This window comes from Streptomyces curacoi (assembly GCF_001513975.1).
Lineage (GTDB): Bacteria > Actinomycetota > Actinomycetes > Streptomycetales > Streptomycetaceae > Streptomyces > Streptomyces curacoi.
This window is the reverse complement of the sequence record NZ_KQ947984.1, coordinates 1128834-1146566: the sequence shown is the minus strand read 5'-3', so window position 1 is coordinate 1146566 and position 17733 is coordinate 1128834. Positions and strand designations below refer to the sequence as shown.

Sequence of the window (17733 nt, the reverse complement as noted above, 5' to 3'; positions counted from 1 at the left end):
CATGGGCGCATGACGGAGATCGACACCTCGGTACCGCACTCGGCCCGCATCTGGAACTACTGGCTGGGCGGCAAGGACAACTACCCCGTGGACGAGGCGGCCGGCGACGCCTACACCGCCGTCTTCCCCGGCATCGTCACCATCGCCCGCAGCAGCCGCGCCTTCCTGGGCCGCAGCATCCGGTACCTGGTCGGGGAGGCGGGTGTCCGCCAGTTCCTCGACGTCGGCACCGGGCTGCCGACCGTCGACAACACGCACGAGGTCGCCCAGCGCCTCGCACCCGAGTCGAGGGTCGTCTACGTCGACAACGACCCGCTGGTCCTGGCCCACGCCCGCGCCCTGCTCACCTCGACTCCGCAGGGCGTGACGGCCTACGAGGACCTGAGCCTGTTCGAGCCGGCGAAGATCCTCGAAGCGGCCTCCTGGACCCTGGACCTCACCCGCCCCACGGCCCTGATCCTCAGCGGCATCCTCGGCCACGTCGCCGACTACGACCAGGCCCGCGCCCTCGTCCGCGGCCTGCTGGCCGGCCTGCCCTCCGGCAGCTACCTCTCCCTCAACGAGGGCTCCCGCGGCACCGACCCGGCCTACGAGCGGGCCCAGGACGCCTACAACGAGACCGGCGCGGTGCCGTACTTCCTGCGCCCGGTCGAGCAGATCGCCGCCTTCTTCGAGGGCCTGGACCTGGTGGAGCCCGGCATCGTCTCCGTCCCCCTGTGGCGCCCCGAGCCGAGCGACGAGGCGCCGCAGCCGATCGGCCAGCACGGCGGGGTGGGCCGCAAGCCCTGACGCCCGCCCGGCAACGGGAAGCCCCCGCGAGTCCTGTCCTCGCGGGGGCTTCCTTCCTTCCGCCTGCCGTTCGTGAAGGGTGAGAAGACGATCACGAGGCAGGACGCCTTGTTGCAAGCTGTTCGCAATAACAAGCTAACAGCAAAAAGCCCCCCGTGTGGATCACACGGGGGGCTTCGGTTCCGTCAGGTGGGCGTCACTGGCCCTTGGCGCGCGCCTTCTGCCACAGGTACCCGACCGCCGCCAGGAACAGCGTCATCCCGCCCGTCGAGTACAGCTGCACGCGCGTGTCCGGCTCCCGGGCCATCAGGACGAAGATCGCCGCCATGCCCGCCAGCGCGACCCAGGTCAGCACCGGGAACGCCCACATCCGCACGACCAGCTTCTCCGGTGCCTCACGCTCCAGTCGCCTGCGCAGTCGCAGCTGGGAGACGGCGATGAAGATCCAGACGACCAGGATCACCGCGCCGATCATGTTCAGCAGCCAGGGGAAGACGTCGTCCGGCCGCCAGTAGCTGAGCACCACGCACACGAAGCCGAACACCGAGGACGCCAGGACGGCGATGCGCGGGACGCCGCCCGACACCCGGCCGAGGGCCTTCGGGCCCTGTCCGCGCTGGACGAGCGAGTACGCGATGCGTGAGGAGCCGTAGATGTTGGCGTTCATGGCGGAGAGCAGGGCCACCAGCACGACCACGTTCATCAGCTGGCCGGCGCCGGGGATGCCCAGGTGGTCGAGGGTGGCGACATACGGGCCCTTCTCGACGATCTCCTTGGAGTCCCAGGGGACGAGGGTGACGACGACCGCCATCGAGCCGATGTAGAAGAGAGCGATGCGCCACATGGCCGTGCGGACCGCGCTGGCCACACCGCTGACCGGGTTCTCCGACTCGGCCGCCGCGATGGTGACCGTCTCCATGCCGCCGTAGGCGAAGACCGAGGCGAGCAGGCCGATGATCAGGCCCTCGCTGCCGTGCGGGAGGAAACCGCCCGCACCGGTGAGGTTCGCGGTGCCCGGCGCGTCCGTGCCCGGCAGGACGCCGGCGATCGCCAGGCCGCCCAGCACCAGGAACAGCGAGATCGCGCCGACCTTCAGCGCCGCGAACCAGAACTCGAACTCGCCGAAGTTCTTCACGGCGGCCAGGTTCGCGCCGCAGAACACGACCATGAACAGGGCCACCCAGGCCCACTCCGGCGTGTGCGGCAGCCAGGTGGTGACGATCTTCGCGGCACCGATGCCCTCAAGGCCGACGGCGGTGCACAGCAGCACCCAGAAGGACCAGCCCGCCGTGAAGCCGGCCCATGGGCCGATCGCCCGCTCGGCGTGCGCGGAGAACGAGCCGGAAGACGGATACGCGGCCGACATCTCGCCCAGCATCCGCATCACCAGCATCACAAGGAGGCCGGAGAGGATGTAGGCGACGACGATCGAGGGGCCCGCGGCGGCGATACCGGCGCCGGACCCGACGAACAGGCCCGCGCCGATGACACCGCCGAGGGCGATCATCGACAGGTGGCGCTGCTTCAGACTGTGGGACAGGGAGACGTCGTCCGCCTTCGGCGGCGTCTGTGACTCCGTGGTGCTGCTGGGCATGGGCGCGGCTCGTCCAATGCGTGAGATGGGCAAAAACGCCCACAGTCTGGGCAGCCTCTCCGCTCAGAAGCAGAGGTTGCCCACTATGCGGACACCTGGCGCACTGTAAGTGGTGGAGCCGTCACCCGGCGACCGGCACCGGGTGCGGGGCCTGCGGGAGTCGATTGGTGAATCCCTACAGTCGGCTCGGCGCCCCGGATGTGAGCTCGACGTCCCTGCCTCCGTGACCGGCGTCACCTCGTACCAGGTGTAACACCCATCCTTTGTCCGGAGCCCACCAAGCCCGCGAACGAGCCTTTGTCGACCACTGACGGTGAGCGAGCGAAACACTCTGGGATAGCGTCACAGCGTCCCGTACTGCCCTCACCCCGCGGAGTCCCCATGAGCACCGCTGCCGCCGCCCCCGCTCGCACCGGACAGGTCCTCGCCGACCTGCTCCCGGCCTCCCGCGTCCGCGACCTCGCGCTCGTCGCCGGCGGCGCCGCGTTCACCGGCCTCGCCGCCCAGATCTCCGTGCCCGTGCCGGGCTCCCCGGTGCCGGTGACCGGCCAGACCCTCGCGGTGCTGCTGGTCGGCACGGCCCTCGGCGCCGGCCGCGGCTTCCTCTCCCTCGCGCTGTACGCGCTCGCGGGCATCGCGGGCGTGCCGTGGTTCGCGGAGGGCACCTCCGGCGCCGCCGCCCCGTCCTTCGGCTACGTCCTCGGCATGATCCTCGCCGCCACCGTCGTCGGCGCCCTGGCCCGCCGCGGCGCCGACCGCACCGCACTGCGCACGGCCGGCGCGATGCTGCTGGGCGAGGCGGTCATCTACGCGATCGGCGTCCCGTACCTGGCCCTGGCCACCGGCATGTCGGCGTCCGCCGCGATCGCGGCCGGCCTCACCCCGTTCCTGATCGGCGACGCCCTGAAGGCGGCCCTGGCGATGGGCGCGCTGCCCACCGCCTGGAAGCTGATCAACCGCTGACGCCGTAGTTCCTGCGGAAGAGGTTCGCCGGGTCGTACTGCGACTTCAGCCCGGCGAGCCTCTTTCGCGTCCCGGCGTCGTACAGACCCGCGCCCCGGTCCCCGGCCCCGAGGGCGAAGTTGAGCGCCCGGCCGAGCGTGACGGGAGCGAGCAGGCCGAAGGCGGGGTCCAGGATCTCCCGGGCCCGCTCCCGGTCCGCCGTGGTCAACAGCCGCACCAGGAACGTCCCTTCGCGGTACGGCACCGAGTTCGGCGCGGGCTCGGCCAGCGCCCCGCCCAGATGATTGATCTGCACGACACACATGGCCGCGGCCTCCGGCCCGGTACGGGCGAGCAGGCCGGCCACCCTGTCGGTGTCCAACTCACTCAGCACCGCGCTGTCCCCGTAGTAGGCGTGCGGGAAGTCCGGGTCGCTGTGGATGGTGTGGCTCTCGGCGTACGGCATCTCGCGCAGGGAGTCGGCGAGCACCGGCCCGATCCTCCGCAGCGGGGCGACGAGCCGGTCCCCGTCGGCCCCGGTGTACGCGACCCGCACCGAGATGACGTACCGCCCGCGCAGCCGCGACGGCAGCCCCGGGATGGCCGGGTACGGTACGGCGGCGAAGGACGAGGTCAGCCCGTCGGGCACGGTCCGCGTCCACTCCTCGTACGCCCGCAGTACGGCCGCCGGGCCGACCTCGCGTCCGTCGAAGGCGAGGGAGCCGCCGTACAGGGTCCTGACCGGTACGAGGCCGATCTCCAGCTCGGTGACGACGCCGAGGGTGTGGCCGCCGCCGAGGAGGCCCCAGTACAGGTCGGACTCAGGGGTGACATGGCGGGGTCGGCCGTCGGCGGTGACGACGTCGAGCGAGCGGACGTGGTCGGCCGCGTACCCGAACTGCCGCGCCAGGATGCCGAGTCCGCCGCCCAGCGTGTACGACACGGCTCCGACGGACGGGGCCGAACCGTTGAGCGGCGCGAGCCCGTACGGCTCCGCTGCCGCCACGACCTGACCCCAGCGCACACCTGCCTGGACGCGGGCGGTGCGGGCCTCGGGATCGACGGTCACCCGGTCCATACGCCGGGTCGTGACGAGGATCCCGCCCTCGGCCGGCCCGGGCAGCCCGTGCCCGGTGGCCTGGACGCCGACCGGCAGCCCCCGCTCGGCCGCGTACCGCACGGCGGCGGCCACGTCGGCGGCGGAACCGGCCGGGACGACGATGTCGGGCCGCTGGGCGAACCCGGTCTGGAAACCGGCGAGTTCGTCGTCGTAGCCGGGGTCGCCGGGGCGGAGGAGGGACAGATCTGTCAGCTGCTGCGTGGAGGTCATGGCCTGCACAGTGGCCGGATAACCTGACAGGTGCCGTCAGGTTATCCGGCCGATTCACCGGCCGATTCGTCGCTCGACTTTCCGCCGCCGACTTCCGCTCAGTCCGCCTGGCGCTCCGGCCGCCGCTGCCGCGCCCACCACAGCCCGGCCGCGCCCGCCGCGATCAGCGTCGCGCCGGCCGCGCCCAGCGGCAGGACGTCACGGCCGACGCCGGTCTTGGGCAGCTTGTCGGCGCCCGGTGCGACCGGCTTGTTGTCGGTGCCGAGGAGCAGCGGGGTGGCCGGGGCGTCGGGTGACGGGTTCGTCGTGCCGAACGGCACCGGGCCCTGCTGCCAGTACGTCTTCTTGCCGTCGCCGCTCTGGACGGGAAGGCAGATCTTGCCCGTCTTGCTCAGGTCGTACGTCGCGGCGACGGCGTACGACTTCGACTCACCGGCCGGGAGATTGTCGAGGGAACAACTGAAACCGCTGTTCGAGCCCTCCGGAAGGCCGTTTTTCTCGATCGCTGAACAGCCCTCGACATTCTTGACCGTGAGGCCGTCGAAACCGACGACCAAAAGCCTGATCTCTCCGCTGTCCTTGGTCCCTTCGTTCTTCACCGTGGCGGTGATGTCGGCCTCTTGCGAACTGTTGTCCACCGAGATTTTTCCGGGCAGCGCAGTGGTGAGCTTCACCCCTGCCGGCGCCTCGTCGATGACCTTTCCCCCCTTGCTGCTTCCCGGTCCCTGGTCATCCGCACCGGCAGTGGCGGAAAGGATCAGCACTGCCGAGAAAGATGCCGCGACCAGCGATCCCGCGATGGTCGTCGTGCGACGAGAACTCATGTTCGTCCCCCTTGCCTGCGTCTGAATTCGCAGTACTTGAAGAGCTACCACAAGATTTCTCCGCACTATGCTGGTACCGCGTGAAGTGTGACCATTGTGTTTCGGTCGGGGATGTCAGAGGCGTCGTGGAGGGGGTGCAGCGGATTGCCGGGAAATACGGGAAACACGAGGAGCGGCGGGGTTCCAGGTCTACTCGTGACAGGGCGCTACCGACTGGTCGAGAGTATTGGCCAGGGGGGAATGGGGCGGGTGTGGCGAGCCGTCGACGAAATACTCGATCGCCTGGTCGCCGTCAAGGAAATGCGCATCGACGGCCTCGACCCGGAGGACACACGCACACGCCGGGAGCGCACGCTGCGTGAGGCGCGGGCGACGGCGAGGATCGACCACCCCAACGTCGTACGCGTCTATGACGTGGTCGACGAGGGCGAACGCCTGTGGATCGTCATGGAGTTGGTGGCCGGCCGCTCCCTGGAACGCATCATGGCGGAGGAAGGCCCCCTGCGCCCGGCCGAAACGGCCCGCATCGGCATGGGCCTGGTGGCGGCACTGCGCCAGGTGCACGCCAGGGGAGTGCTCCATCGGGACATCAAACCGGGCAACGTCCTGGTGGAGTCGGTGGTGACGAGGGGGCGGGGCAGGGTGGTCCTGACCGACTTCGGCATCGCGGCGATCCAGGACGCCAAGGCCCTCACCATGGTCGGCATGCTGGTCGGCTCCCCCGACTACATGGCCCCCGAACGCATCTCCGGCCGCCCCCAGGGCCCACCGTCCGACATCTGGTCCCTCGGCGCCACCCTGAGCGCGGCCCTCGCCGGGCACTCCCCCTTCTCCCGCGACACGACGCTGGCCACCCTGCACGCGGTCCTCTATGAGGAGCCCGAACTCCCGCCCTCCGCAGGCCCGTTGCGCGAGATCCTGGCCGCCCTCCTGGAAAAGGACCCGTCCACCCGCCCGACCCTGGACGACCTGGAAACGGCCCTACAGCCGGTGGCGTTTCCGACACCTACACCGACGATGCCGGTGGTTGGGGGAGGGGGTGGGGTGGGGGGAGGGGTGATGGCCGGGACCTGGTTCGGGGGTGCGTCCGGGTCGGGGTTCGAGGCTGGGTCCGAGTCCGGGGCTGGGTCCGAGTCCGGGGCTGGGTCTCGGGCCGCGTCCGGGGCCTGGTCCGGGCCCCCGGCCGGGGCTGGGTCTGGGCCGGGGTCTGGGTCCGGGTCTGCGTCCGGGCCTGGGGCCTGGTGTGGGACCCCGGCTGGGGCTGGGACTGGGCCTGGGTCCGGGTCTGGGGTCGAGCCGGCGTCCGGGCCTGGGGCCGGGCTCGCGTCCGGGTCTGAGGTCGGGTCTGGGCCCCCGGCTGGGGCCGAGTCCGAGTCCGAGTCCGGGTCTGGGTCTGGGTCTCGGGCCGAGTCCGGGGCCTGGCCCGGGCCCCCGGCCGGGGCTGGGTCTGGGTCTGCGTCCGGGCCTGGGGCCTGGTGTGGGACCCCGACTGGGACTGGGCCGGGGCCTAGGTCCGGGTCTGGGGTCGAGCCCGCGTCTGGGCCTGGGGCCGGGCTCGCGTCCGGGTCTGAGATCGGGTCTGGGCCCCCGGCTGGGGCCGAGTCCGAGTCCGGGGCTGGGTCTCGGGCCGCGTCCGGGGCCTGGTCCGGGTCCCCGGCCGGGGCTGGGTCCGGGGCTGGGGTCGAGCCCGCGTCCGGGGCTGGGGCCGGGCTCGCGTCCGGGTCTGAGGTCGGGACCGGGTCCGAGTTTGGGTCCGGGCCCACGTCCGAGTCGTGGGGCGGGGGCGTGCCGGGGACTGGGGCGATGGGTCGCCGAGGGCCCGAAGCCGGGCATGGCTCGGAGCCTGGAGCTGCACGTGAGCCTGAATCCGGGGGTGGCGCTGAGGCCGGAGCTGGCAGTGAGACCCAGCCTGTGGGGGGTCTTGAGGCCGATGCCGTCCGTGGAGGCCCGCCCGTGGGGGGCGTTGAGGACGGAGCCGTCCGTCGACCCCAGCCCGTTAGTGGTGTTGAGGCCGATGCCATCCGTGGAGCCCAGCCCGTGGGGCGACTTGAGCCCGGAGCCGTCCGTGGGCCGGAAGCCGTACGTCCACCTACGCCCGAAGGCACAACCGACCTCGACCCCGACCACCCCGTGCCCATACCCGTGCCCCTCCCCGAGCCGGAGACCACCCCCGGCCCCGACCACCCCGTGCCCATACCCGTGCCCCTCCCCGAGCCGGAGACCACCCCCGGCCCCGCGTCCGAACAGCCCCCCGCGCAACCCACCGGCCCAGAGCTGAAGCCGCCGCCCCCCATCCCCACGTCCGAGCCCGCGCCGGCACATGCCCCCACCCCGCCCCCCGAGCCCCACCCGGCCCCGAACCGACACCCCGCGCCGGCCACCCCGACGCGCCCGACCCCTAACCAGCCCTCACCGGATGCGGCGACCCCTCACCTCCCCGGGAGGCCGAACTCCCCGAGGGAATCGCCCACCCCGGCCTACTTGGAGGCCTCCCGCGTCCCCACCCGGCCCCATCCCCGGCAGCCGGATGCCGTACGCGACGCGATACCGCCCCAGCTCTTGCCCCTCGGCGAGGAGCCCCCGACCGCGGACGTCCGCCCCGCCCCCACCGACACCCCGCGGCACCCCACGCCCACTCCCGCCCCCGACCGCACTCGCACGACCGCGCCGCCGACCTCGGTGACCCCTGCCGCACCCCGGTCCGAAGCCACCCCACCCCAAGCCGCCACCGCCGCCCCCGCACCCACTCCCGCCCCAGAACTCCCCAAGCCCCCCAACGCCTCCACAGAACTCGTCTCCGAAGCGCGCTCGGAGGTGCGCTCCGCAACCCCGACCGAACGTTCTCCCATCGGCCCCGCACCCCGCAGGGCCGGCGCCTCCCTGGCCCGTGCCGAAGCGATGACCGAGCGGCGGCCCGCCCCGGCGGAGGGGCGCGCGTCCGGCGGTGCCCGGTCGTATCCCGCCGTGCCGCCGGGCGGGTTTCCCGGCCCTGTGGCCTCGGCCGGGCCCCGGCGCGAGCGTCGCCGTACGGGGATGATCGCCGTGGGAGTCCTCGCCGCGGGCGCTGTCGTGGCGGTCGTCCTGGCGACCAACTCCGGGTCACCCAGGGACGACGATCAGGCCGGTTCCCCCGCGTCGCCGTCCTCCTCGGCCGCGTCCTCCCCGGGCAGCAGCCCGTCGCCCACGGTCGAGGGCACATCGCGGCCGCAGAGCCTGCCGCCCGGGGCGCGCCGGGAGGCGGGCGGGTTCGCGTGGGTGACGCCCGAGGGCTGGCGGCGGGACATCAAGACCGGGTCGGAGGTGCACTACACGTCACCGGACGGCAGACAGGAACTGGCCGCCAAGTCGGCCCTGGCCCGCGGCGACCTGATGGACTCCTGGGAGAAGTCGGAGCAGAACGCCCACCAGGGCCAGGACTACCGCAAGATCCGCCTGGAGCGGACGACGTTCCGCGGGCACCCCGCGGTCGTCTGGGAGTACACCTTCACCCTCCAGGGCCTCCCCTGGCACGCCCGGCTGCTGGGCTTCACCGCGGACGGCAAGTCGTACCAGATCAACACCTGGTACCAGCCGGACGTCGAGAGGGAGGCCTTGAGGACCTACGGTGAGGTCAGGGACAGCTTCACCGTGCTCTGAGGCACGCCAAGGGGCCCTGCGGTGCGCCGTACGACACCACAGGGCCCCCGGCCCGCAGTCAGAGGTCAGCCGACCTTGACGTCGTCACGCACCTCCACGGAGGCCGTCGCGCGCCCGCCGCCGATCTTCTCCTTCACGAGGGCGACGATCAGCACGACCGCGGCCACGAGCAGGGACAGCAGCACGGTCTTGCGCCCGTCGTGCTCGGTGTCGGTCAGCATGTAACCGAGCACGAACACGATCAGCGCGGCCGTCGCCCAGGTCAGATACGGGTACAGCCACATCTTCACGACGAGCTTCTCCGGCGCCTCCGCCTTGATGATCTTCCGCATGCGCAGCTGCGAGAAGCAGATCACCAGCCAGACGAACAGGGCGACCGCACCGGAGGAGTTGACGAGGAAGAGGAAGACGGAGTCCGGGAACTTGTAGTTGAAGAAGACGGCCACGAAGCCGAACACGACAGACGCGAGGATCGCCGTCCGCGGCACACCGCTGCCGGTCGTCCGAGCGAAGGACTTCGGCGCGTCACCGCGCTGGCCGAGGGAGAAGGCCATGCGGGAGGCGGTGTAGAGGCCGGAGTTGAGACAGGACAGCACCGAGGTCAGCACGATGAAGTTCATGATCTGACCGGCGTGCGGGATGCCGAGGGAGTCGAGCGCGGCGACGTACGAGCCCTTGTCGGCGATCGCCTTGCTGTCCCAGGGCAGCAGGGCCACCACGACGAGGATCGAGCCGAGGTAGAAGACGGCGACTCGCCAGATGATGCTGTTGGTGGCCTTGGTGACGGCCCGCTGCGGGTCCTCGGACTCACCGGCGGCGAGGGTGGCGATCTCGCTGCCCATGAAGGAGAAGACGACCAGCAGCACACCGGTGAGGATCGCCCCCGGTCCGTTGGGCAGGAAGCCGCCGTGCTCGGTGAGGTTGCTCAGCCCGGCCTGCTCGCTGTCGACGCCCGGGAGCACCCCGAACACGGCCAGCCCGCCGATGACGATGAACGCCGCGATGGCGACGACCTTGATCCCGGCGAACCAGAACTCGAACTCGCCGTACGACCCGACGGAGACGAGGTTGGTGGCGGTCAGCACCACCATCACGATCAGGGCCCAGCCCCACTGCGGCACCTGCGGGATCCAGCCCTCCAGGATCGCCGCACCGGCGGTCGCCTCGACCGCCAGCACGACGACCCAGAAGAACCAGTACAGCCAGCCGATGGAGAACCCGGCCCAGCGCCCGAGCGCCCGGTCGGCGTGTTCGGAGAACGACCCGGACGTCGGGTTGGCCGCGGACATCTCACCGAGCATCCGCATCACCAGCACCACGAGCGTGCCGACGAGGGCGTACGACAGGAGGATGCCGGGTCCGGCGGTGGCGATACCGGAGCTGGACCCGACGAAGAGCCCGGCACCGATGACACCGCCGATGGCGATCATGGAGAGGTGGCGGTTCTTCAGTCCGGCCTGCAGGCCGTGGCCGCCTGGGGCCGGCGGGGCCGTCTTCTGAGTCGGCTGCGAAGTCATGGAACGGATTTCCTTTGCGCCATGGGGAGCAGTTCTCGTACCGGGGGTGAACGAGCGGTGTACGAGTCGGACCAGTGAATCGGAGGAGATCGGATTCGGGAACCTTTGATTCGGGATTGTTACTTGAGGTTTTCTTGAGCTTCCATAGCGTGCGTCACATTTGACGCGATCGACACCCGGCGCTGTTGCCCCGAAACGGTCGTGTCACACTCATTCCATGCGCGTGTATCTCGGCTCCGACCATGCGGGCTTCGAACTCAAGAACCACCTCGTCGAGTGGCTCAAGGCGGCGGGGCACGACCCGGTCGACTGCGGCCCCCACATCTACGACGCCCAGGACGACTACCCGCCCTTCTGCCTCCGCGCGGCGGAGAAGACGGCCGCGGACCCCGACTCCCTCGGCATCGTGATCGGCGGCTCCGGCAACGGTGAGCAGATCGCCGCGAACAAGGTGAAGGGTGTGCGCGCGGCGCTGGCCTGGAGCGAGGAGACGGCGGCGCTGGGCCGCCAGCACAACAACGCGAACGTCGTCGCGGTGGGTGCGCGCATGCACACCACGGAAGAGGCGACGAAGTTCGTCGAGACGTTCCTGGGCACCCCGTACTCCGGTGACGACCGTCACACCCGCCGCATCACCATGCTGGCCGAGTACGAGACGACGGGCGACCTGCCCCCGATCCCGCCGCACCACCCGCAGCAGTAGCTTCCGCGCGACTCCGGCCGCGCATTGCGGCCCGCCGAAGCGGGGTCCAGGGGGCGGCAGCCCCCTGGCCGGGGTCGAAGGGGCTCAGCCCCCTCAGGAGGGGAACGGGCAGGGGCGGCGGGGGCGAAACCCTCACACGCCGCCCCCCTCACCCGCACACGAAGAAGGAGCCACCGTGCCTGAGGGGCACACCATCCACCGGCTGGCCCAGGACTACGCCGCCGCGTTCCTCGGCACGACCCCCCGCGTCACCAGTCCCCAGGGCAAGTTCTCGGACGCCGCGGAACTCCTCAACGGCTCGGAGCTCACCCGCACCGAGGCCCACGGCAAACACCTCTTCCTCGGCTTCCGCGACGCCGAGGCCGCCGACTGGATCCACATCCACCTCGGCCTCTTCGGCAAGGTCGACTTCGGCGCCGCCCCCGCGCCCCCGCCCACGGACACCGTCCGCCTCCGCCTCGCGAACAGCACGTCGTACGTCGATCTCCGCGGCCCCACCACCTGCGCCCTGATCACGCACACCGACAAGCAGGCGATACACGACCGCCTGGGCCCCGACCCCCTGCGCGCCGACGCGGACCCGCACACCGCGTACCAGAGGATCTCCCGCAGCCGTACGACGATCGCCGCCCTGCTCATGGACCAGAAGGTCATCGCGGGCGTCGGCAACGTCTACCGCGCCGAGGTCCTCTTCCGGCACCGCATCGACCCGTACCGCGCGGGCAGGGACATCACCCCCGCGCAGTGGGACGCCATCTGGACCGACCTCGTCGAGCTCATGCGCGAGGGCGTGCGCAACAACCGCATCGACACCGTCCGCCCCGAGCACACCCCGGAGGCGATGGGCCGCCCGCCGCGCGTCGACGACCACGGCGGCGAGGTCTACGTCTACCGCAGGGCCAACCTGCCCTGCCACATCTGTGGCGGCGAGATCCGCACCGCCGACCTCGCCGCCCGCAACCTCTTCTGGTGCCCGGACTGCCAGACCCCGTAAGGCAGTCGCCCCGGCTCAGAAGCCGTGCGGCAGCCACGGCGCCACGGCCGACGCGAACCCCACCGACGCCTCCGCCAGCGCCCCCTGCCGCAGCTCCCGCACCCGCCCGGCGCCGGCCAGCGCGCCCAGGCTCACGCCGCCGAGATAGGCCGCCCCCAACTCCCGTACGGACAGGGAGAGATCGGCAGCGTCCGTCGTACGCTCGCACGACGCGCCCTTGGCGTCCCCGGACAGCCGCCAACGCCCCGCGTTCCAGGGGCAGAAGGCGTCCTCCACCTCGAACACCACATCCACCGGCGCCTGATAGGTCCGCGCCTCCAGCGCGGCCCCGACGTCCACCAGCCGAACGTGCAAAGAGTCCCGCACCCGCGGCGCACACCGCCGGATGTCGGACACCTGGTGCTGCCAGGCCTCGTCCATCGGCCGCCCGTACGCCTTCACGGTCGCCGTCAGGTCGATGTCGAACAGGAACCGCCACAGCGCGGCCTGCGCCGCCGGGTCGAGGGCCTCGGTGTCCCGCAGCAGCACCGAGCCCTTGGGCCCGGAGGCATCCCACTCCGGCTTGACGCGGAAGCGGGCGTACCCCACGACCTCGCCGTCCCGCTCCGCCAGCACGCACTGCAGCGGTGACGCGCCGTCCCGGTCGCTCTCCGGGTCGAGCAGCCCGAGCCGCTCCCAGCCGGGCAGCCGCGCGAGCATCCCCGGCCGGCCGGGCACCTTGCGCGCGTACACCGCCTCGCACACGTCGAGGACGTCGGCCGGTACGGCGTACCGCAGACGGACGTCATCGGTGCCGGGCGGCACGGACAGCCGTACGCGTGTCGTGTCGATCTCGGCGTTCACATGGAAGGTGCCGACGCCGTACCCGAAACGGCCGTAGATCTCCGGCTCGGAGGCGGTCAGTACGGCGAGGGGCCAGCCCCACGCACGCACATCGTCCAGCTGCTGTCGCATCATCGACGTCAGCACACCGCGCCGGCGGTGCGTGGCGGCGACGCTGACCATCGTGACGCCCGCGGCGGGCACGGACGCACCGCCGGGCACCGTGAGCCGGAAGCTGAACGCGCCCGCCGTCCCCACGCACGCGTCCCCGTCCCAGGCGCCGATGGAACGGTCGAGCTCGGTGAGGGCGTCCCACAACTCCCGCTCCTCGGACGCCTCCGGGACTCCGCTGAAGGCGCGGATCAGGCTGTCGTACCAAATGTTCCACTCGTCCTGCCGCAGCACCCGCAGTTCGGGACGGCCGGACTGACCGGGATCGCTCGCACTGTCTTTCGCCATGAACCATGCGTACCAGGGCATTGCGGGACCAGCGAGGGAATTTCTCGTTGGCGGCGGCGGGACGGCTTTCCGTGAAGTTCACTGTGAAGTCGAACCTCGGACGGGGGACAAGTGGGACCTCCCGTGCCAAGCAGCTGGTCCGATGGATAGGGTCCCGAACTAATGGCAGCAGGACGAGAGCGGCGCACGGCGGCCGAGACGTTCACGGCCCGGTTGAAGATGCAGTGGCACCGGGCCCGCGTCGGCGTGCGCAGAAGCGCCGTGGACTACTTCCGCGGGGACGGCTCGGACTGGATCGCCCTGGCCGGCCTCCTCCTGATGGTGCCGCTGATCTGCTCCCTGACGATGGCCAACCCGGTGTGGTTCTCCCCGGCCGCACTGGTCCTGCCGATCGTGGCGGGCGGGCTGCTGCTGCGCCCGGCGAGCCTGCTGGGCCTGTACGCCGCTGCCGCCACTGCCCTGATCGTCGAGTCCGTGCAGCTGGGCCCGTACACGGAAGGCCCGTCCCGCGTAACCCCTGGCGTGGTCCTGGTCGTGGCCGCCTGCGGCTTCTTCGGCCTGCTGATCGCGCAGTTCCGCAGCCGCGTCGGCGTGCCCTGGCGGCGCGGCGGCACGATGCTCTTCGACCTGCGCGAACGCATCCGCGTCCAGAGCAAGCTGCCGAGCCTGCCGCACGGCTGGCACCGCGAGATGGCGCTGCGCCCGGCGGGCGGCCAGTCCTTCTCCGGCGACTTCGTCGTGGCGGCCCGCACGAACGGCGGCCGCACGCTGGAGGTCGTCCTGACGGACGTGTCCGGCAAGGGCATGGACGCGGGTTCGCGCGCCCTGCTCCTCTCCGGAGCCTTCGGCGGCCTCCTGGGCAGCCTGCCCCCGCACGCGTTCCTCCCGGCGGCCAACGGCTACCTGCTCCGCCAGGACTGGGACGAGGGCTTCGCGACGTCGATCCACCTGGTCCTGGACCTGGACTCGGGAGACTACGAGCTCTACTCCGCGGGCCACCCGCCCGGCCTCCAACTGAGCGCAGGCAGCGGCCGCTGGGAGGAGAAGGCGGCCGAGGGCCCCCTCCTCGGCGTGTACGACGGCGCCCAGTTCGACCCCGTGAAGGGCTCGCTGCGCCCCGGCGACGTCCTGATGCTCTTCACGGACGGCCTGGTCGAAACGTCCGACCGCGACATCGTCGAGGGCATAGACCGCCTCACCGGCGAGGCCGACCGCTATGTCGCCGGCGGCTTCCACGGCGCCGCCTGGCACCTCATCGAAGCGGTGGCGAAGGACGTCAACGACGACAGAGCCCTCCTACTGATCTGCCGAGAGGGCCCAACGACCCAGCCCCCACCACGCTGACCCACCCCCAGCCCCCACCCACCCGCTGGGGCCGCACACCGACGGCGGCCCCTTCCCGGCGCCGCTCGGCACCAGTCGGCCCGCCCGGCATCCGAGGCCGAGCCCACGCCATCCCCAACCCCCACCCACCCGCTGGGACCGCACCCCCCTGGCGATGGTCCCTTCCCAACGCCGGCCCAGCAGCCTTCAGCCCGCCCGGCGTTCGAGGCCGAGGCCCGCCCCATCCCCAGCCCCCACCCGCCGGCTGTGGCCGGGCACCCGGCGGCGGTCACATCCCAGCGCGGTTGGCGTCCCTCAGCCGGTCCGGCGTTCGAGGCCGAGGCCCGCCCCATCCCTAACCCCCACCCACCCGCTGTGGCCGCGCACCCGGCGGCGGTCACGTCTCAACGCCGGTCGGCATCTTTCAGCCCGTCCGGCGTTTGAGGACGAGGCCCGTTCAGGGCCGAAGCGGGGGTCTGGGGGTCGCAGGCCCCCAGGGGGGTCCGGGGTTGAAGGGGCGGAGCCCCTGGGGGATGGGACGGGTAGGGGCGGCGGGGGCGAGACACTGGACGCGTGACCGAGACTCCCCGAGCCCCGCTCTCCCTCGCCGCCGTGGAGGCCATCGCCCGAGCCGCCCACGCCGACCAGACGGACAAGGCCGGACAGCCCTACACCGAGCACCTCAGGGCCGTCGCCGAAGGCGTACGCTCCCGCGGCGGCGACGCCGACCAGATCGCCGCGGCCTGGCTGCACGACGCCGTAGAAGACGACGCACTCTCCGAGCAGTGGCTGGAAGAGGCCGCCCTGAGCCCCCGTACGAAGGACATCGTCCGCGCGGTCACCAAGCGCGCGGACGAGCCCCCCGAGGCCTACGCCGGACGCATCCTCGCCACAGACGGCGCACTGCTGGTGAAGACGGCGGACCTGGCGCACAACGCGGACCCGGCACGCCTCGCGGCCCTCGACGAGACCACCCGGAAACGACTGACCGAGAAGTACGCGCGGATGCGCGCCCTTCTCGGTCTGGTCGATGAGTGACGTCCCGCGACGGGGACTTGCGGCTTGCGGTCAGGCGTTGACCTTCTCGCGCGCGGCCGCACCGTCCCGCTTCTCGCGCTCCCGGGCCAGCTCCGCCGCGTCCCGCTTGAACGCCCACTCCATCCTGGGCTCCATGGCGAACCGGAAGACCCGCTGCACCGGCTTGGTGCACAGCAGCGTGACACCGACGGCCGCGCAGACGGTGACGAAGATCTCCCCGAGCGGACGGTGCAGCCAGGCGGCCTCGAACCAGCCCTGGTAGTCACCGGCCTTCACGAAGAAGCCGTGCAGCAGATAGCCGTACAGCGTGCCCGCGCCGAGCGCCGTGAACCACATGTGGCGGCGCGGCACCCAGGCGAAGAAGCAGGCCGTCAGCAGCAGCGAGCAGCCGAACATCGCCAGCACCATGACCGGCCCGCTCCACCACGGCGCGCCCAGCTCCTGCGCCGCGTCACGGTGGTAGAACCACGCGGTGTTCATACGCGGCACCGCCCACCAGCCGAAGGCCAGCGCGACCGCGCCCACCGGCACGGACAGCAACCGCACCGTGCGCGTACGGACCATGTGGAAGTGCTCGGGCTTCATGCACAGACCCAGCACGAAGTACGGCAGGAACTGCAGAACCCGCTGCAGGTCCAGGTCGTCCCCGATCTCCGGGGTGACGGTCGCCGCCATGGCGAGGCCGAGCGCGAGCGGCAGCGGCCAGCGCACCATCTTCCAGATGGGGGTGGTCATCCGCCAGATGAACAGCGCGCACAGGAACCACGTCAGATACCACGGGTCCAGAAGACTGATCTCCTGGCTCGGGTCCTCGTCGATCCAGCGCTTGAAGAGCGGATAGGCCGTCTCGAAGACGATGTACGGCACCGCCACGCCCGTGATCAGGCGCTTGAGCCGGCTGGGGCTCGCGTCGAAACTGCGCGAGAAGAAGCCGGAGATGATGATGAACGCCGGCATGTGGAAGGTGTACACGACGGTGTACACGGCCTCCAGGATCCGGCTGTCGCCCTTGATCGGCTCCCAGGCGTGTCCTATGGCGACGAGCACGATCGCCAGGTACTTGGCGTTGTCGAAGAACGCGTCGCGCTGCTTGGCGCCGCTGGACGCGGGTCTGCTGTTCGCTTGAGCCTTCTGGTTCTGGGGCGAGCGCGGACTCGGCACTCCGTCCGCCGACGACTGTGCCGGGGGGAGTGGCGCTCTGTTGTGGCCTTGCGGTCGCAGCGAGTTCGTCACAGACCCTCCCGCCGGAATCCGGGGGAGTCGATCCAGGACCTCGCTGCGCATGCGGGGGACGAGGCAGCGTGGAACATCTGAGGCACCCTAGCGTCGCCTGTGTGATTTCGTAAAACCTGCGAGGTCATTCCGGGGTATTGCGCTCGATGGCGCGTGTACAACGAACATGCACCTGTCTGACACCCGTTGGGCACCCACCTTGTCCGGATTCATCCGGACTAAAGGGTGGATAGGGCCAGGATGTGACTCCGGTGTAATGATCTGCGTGGGAAGAATTCGAAAGGCACGCGAACACATTGTGTGGCGATGGAAACGATTCCGTCGAATTCCCCCACCGGGTGCCCCTTCGAAATACCGTACGGGACCGTACGGGCGCGACAGGAGAGGTCGGTGCCCGCGCGAGGCCCGCACAGATCCGGCACAGGTGTGGCGAACGAAACGTCACGTGCCGCATAGCGAAGCCCGGTTGGTGGCACGATGGTTCTGGCGGGGGTGCGCGGGGTTGCATCTCCGGGCCGGGAGAGCGGAC

The 17733-nt window shown here is 71.2% G+C and carries 13 protein-coding genes and 1 pseudogene; 8 read left to right on the top strand and 6 right to left on the bottom strand.

Annotation, left to right across the window (positions count from 1 at the left end):
* The first annotated feature begins 9 nt into the window (after positions 1-9).
* Entirely contained in the window at positions 10-789 is a 780-nt protein-coding gene (locus tag AQI70_RS05030) for an SAM-dependent methyltransferase (protein ID WP_062144613.1), read from the top strand.
* A gap of 196 nt (positions 790-985) precedes the next feature.
* Here the strand turns inward: AQI70_RS05030 and AQI70_RS05025 are convergent, their stop codons facing one another.
* A complete protein-coding gene (locus AQI70_RS05025) occupies positions 986-2383 on the bottom strand; it encodes an amino acid permease (RefSeq protein WP_062144611.1) in 1398 nt (465 codons plus the stop codon).
* A gap of 381 nt (positions 2384-2764) precedes the next feature.
* Between AQI70_RS05025 and AQI70_RS05020 the strand changes: the two genes are divergently transcribed.
* Positions 2765-3346, top strand: a complete 582-nt coding sequence (locus AQI70_RS05020) for a biotin transporter BioY (protein ID WP_062144608.1) — start codon at positions 2765-2767, stop codon at positions 3344-3346.
* Here AQI70_RS05020 and AQI70_RS05015 read toward each other — a convergent pair.
* Together AQI70_RS05015 and AQI70_RS05010 are read right to left on the bottom strand one after the other, a co-directional pair.
* Positions 3336-4655: an FAD-binding oxidoreductase gene (locus AQI70_RS05015; RefSeq protein WP_208607281.1), complete on the bottom strand. Its 1320-nt coding sequence runs from the start codon at positions 4653-4655 to the stop codon at positions 3336-3338. The two genes, AQI70_RS05020 and AQI70_RS05015, sit on opposite strands and share 11 nt — an antisense overlap.
* Positions 4656-4753: 98 nt before the next feature.
* Positions 4754-5479 (bottom strand): LPXTG cell wall anchor domain-containing protein, encoded by a 726-nt coding sequence (locus tag AQI70_RS05010; RefSeq protein WP_062144605.1) that lies wholly within the window; start codon positions 5477-5479, stop codon positions 4754-4756.
* Positions 5480-5590: 111 nt separating this feature from the next.
* Between AQI70_RS05010 and AQI70_RS37035 the strand changes: the two are divergent.
* Together AQI70_RS37035 and AQI70_RS39505 are read left to right on the top strand one after the other, a co-directional pair.
* A pseudogene (locus AQI70_RS37035) lies at positions 5591-6400 on the top strand (serine/threonine-protein kinase); the annotation flags it as partial.
* A 1560-nt stretch (positions 6401-7960) separates the two neighbouring features.
* The gene (locus AQI70_RS39505; protein WP_167358874.1) at positions 7961-9115 is read left to right on the top strand and encodes a hypothetical protein; all 1155 of its coding nucleotides are present in this window, start codon (positions 7961-7963) and stop codon (positions 9113-9115) included.
* Positions 9116-9180: 65 nt separating this feature from the next.
* Here AQI70_RS39505 and AQI70_RS04995 read toward each other — a convergent pair whose 3' ends face one another.
* Entirely contained in the window at positions 9181-10632 is a 1452-nt protein-coding gene (locus tag AQI70_RS04995) for an amino acid permease (RefSeq protein ID WP_062144595.1), read from the bottom strand.
* A gap of 217 nt (positions 10633-10849) precedes the next feature.
* Between AQI70_RS04995 and AQI70_RS04990 the strand changes: the two genes are divergently transcribed.
* Together AQI70_RS04990 and AQI70_RS04985 are read left to right on the top strand one after the other, a co-directional pair.
* Positions 10850-11335 carry a ribose-5-phosphate isomerase gene (locus tag AQI70_RS04990; protein ID WP_037888923.1) on the top strand — a complete coding sequence of 162 codons (486 nt, stop codon included), beginning with the start codon at positions 10850-10852 and terminating at the stop codon, positions 11333-11335.
* Between the two features lie 175 nt (positions 11336-11510).
* On the top strand, positions 11511-12329 hold the full coding sequence (locus tag AQI70_RS04985; RefSeq protein ID WP_062144592.1) for an Fpg/Nei family DNA glycosylase: 819 nt from the start codon (positions 11511-11513) through the stop codon (positions 12327-12329).
* Positions 12330-12344: 15 nt separating this feature from the next.
* On the opposite strand, the gene AQI70_RS04980 is transcribed toward AQI70_RS04985, so the two are convergent.
* Positions 12345-13610, bottom strand: coding sequence for a GNAT family N-acetyltransferase (locus tag AQI70_RS04980; protein WP_062145097.1), 1266 nt, complete (start codon positions 13608-13610; stop codon positions 12345-12347).
* Positions 13611-13772: 162 nt separating this feature from the next.
* Here AQI70_RS04980 and AQI70_RS04975 point away from each other — a divergent pair, with 162 nt between their 5' ends.
* Positions 13773-14954 (top strand): PP2C family protein-serine/threonine phosphatase, encoded by a 1182-nt coding sequence (locus AQI70_RS04975; protein ID WP_062144589.1) that lies wholly within the window; start codon positions 13773-13775, stop codon positions 14952-14954.
* 552 nt (positions 14955-15506) lie between these two features.
* Positions 15507-15971: an HD domain-containing protein gene (locus AQI70_RS04970; protein WP_062144586.1), complete on the top strand. Its 465-nt coding sequence runs from the start codon at positions 15507-15509 to the stop codon at positions 15969-15971.
* Between the two features lie 30 nt (positions 15972-16001).
* On the opposite strand, the gene AQI70_RS04965 is transcribed toward AQI70_RS04970, so the two are convergent.
* Positions 16002-17204, bottom strand: coding sequence for an acyltransferase family protein (locus tag AQI70_RS04965; RefSeq protein ID WP_062144583.1), 1203 nt, complete (start codon positions 17202-17204; stop codon positions 16002-16004).
* Between the last annotated feature and the right edge of the window lie 529 nt (positions 17205-17733).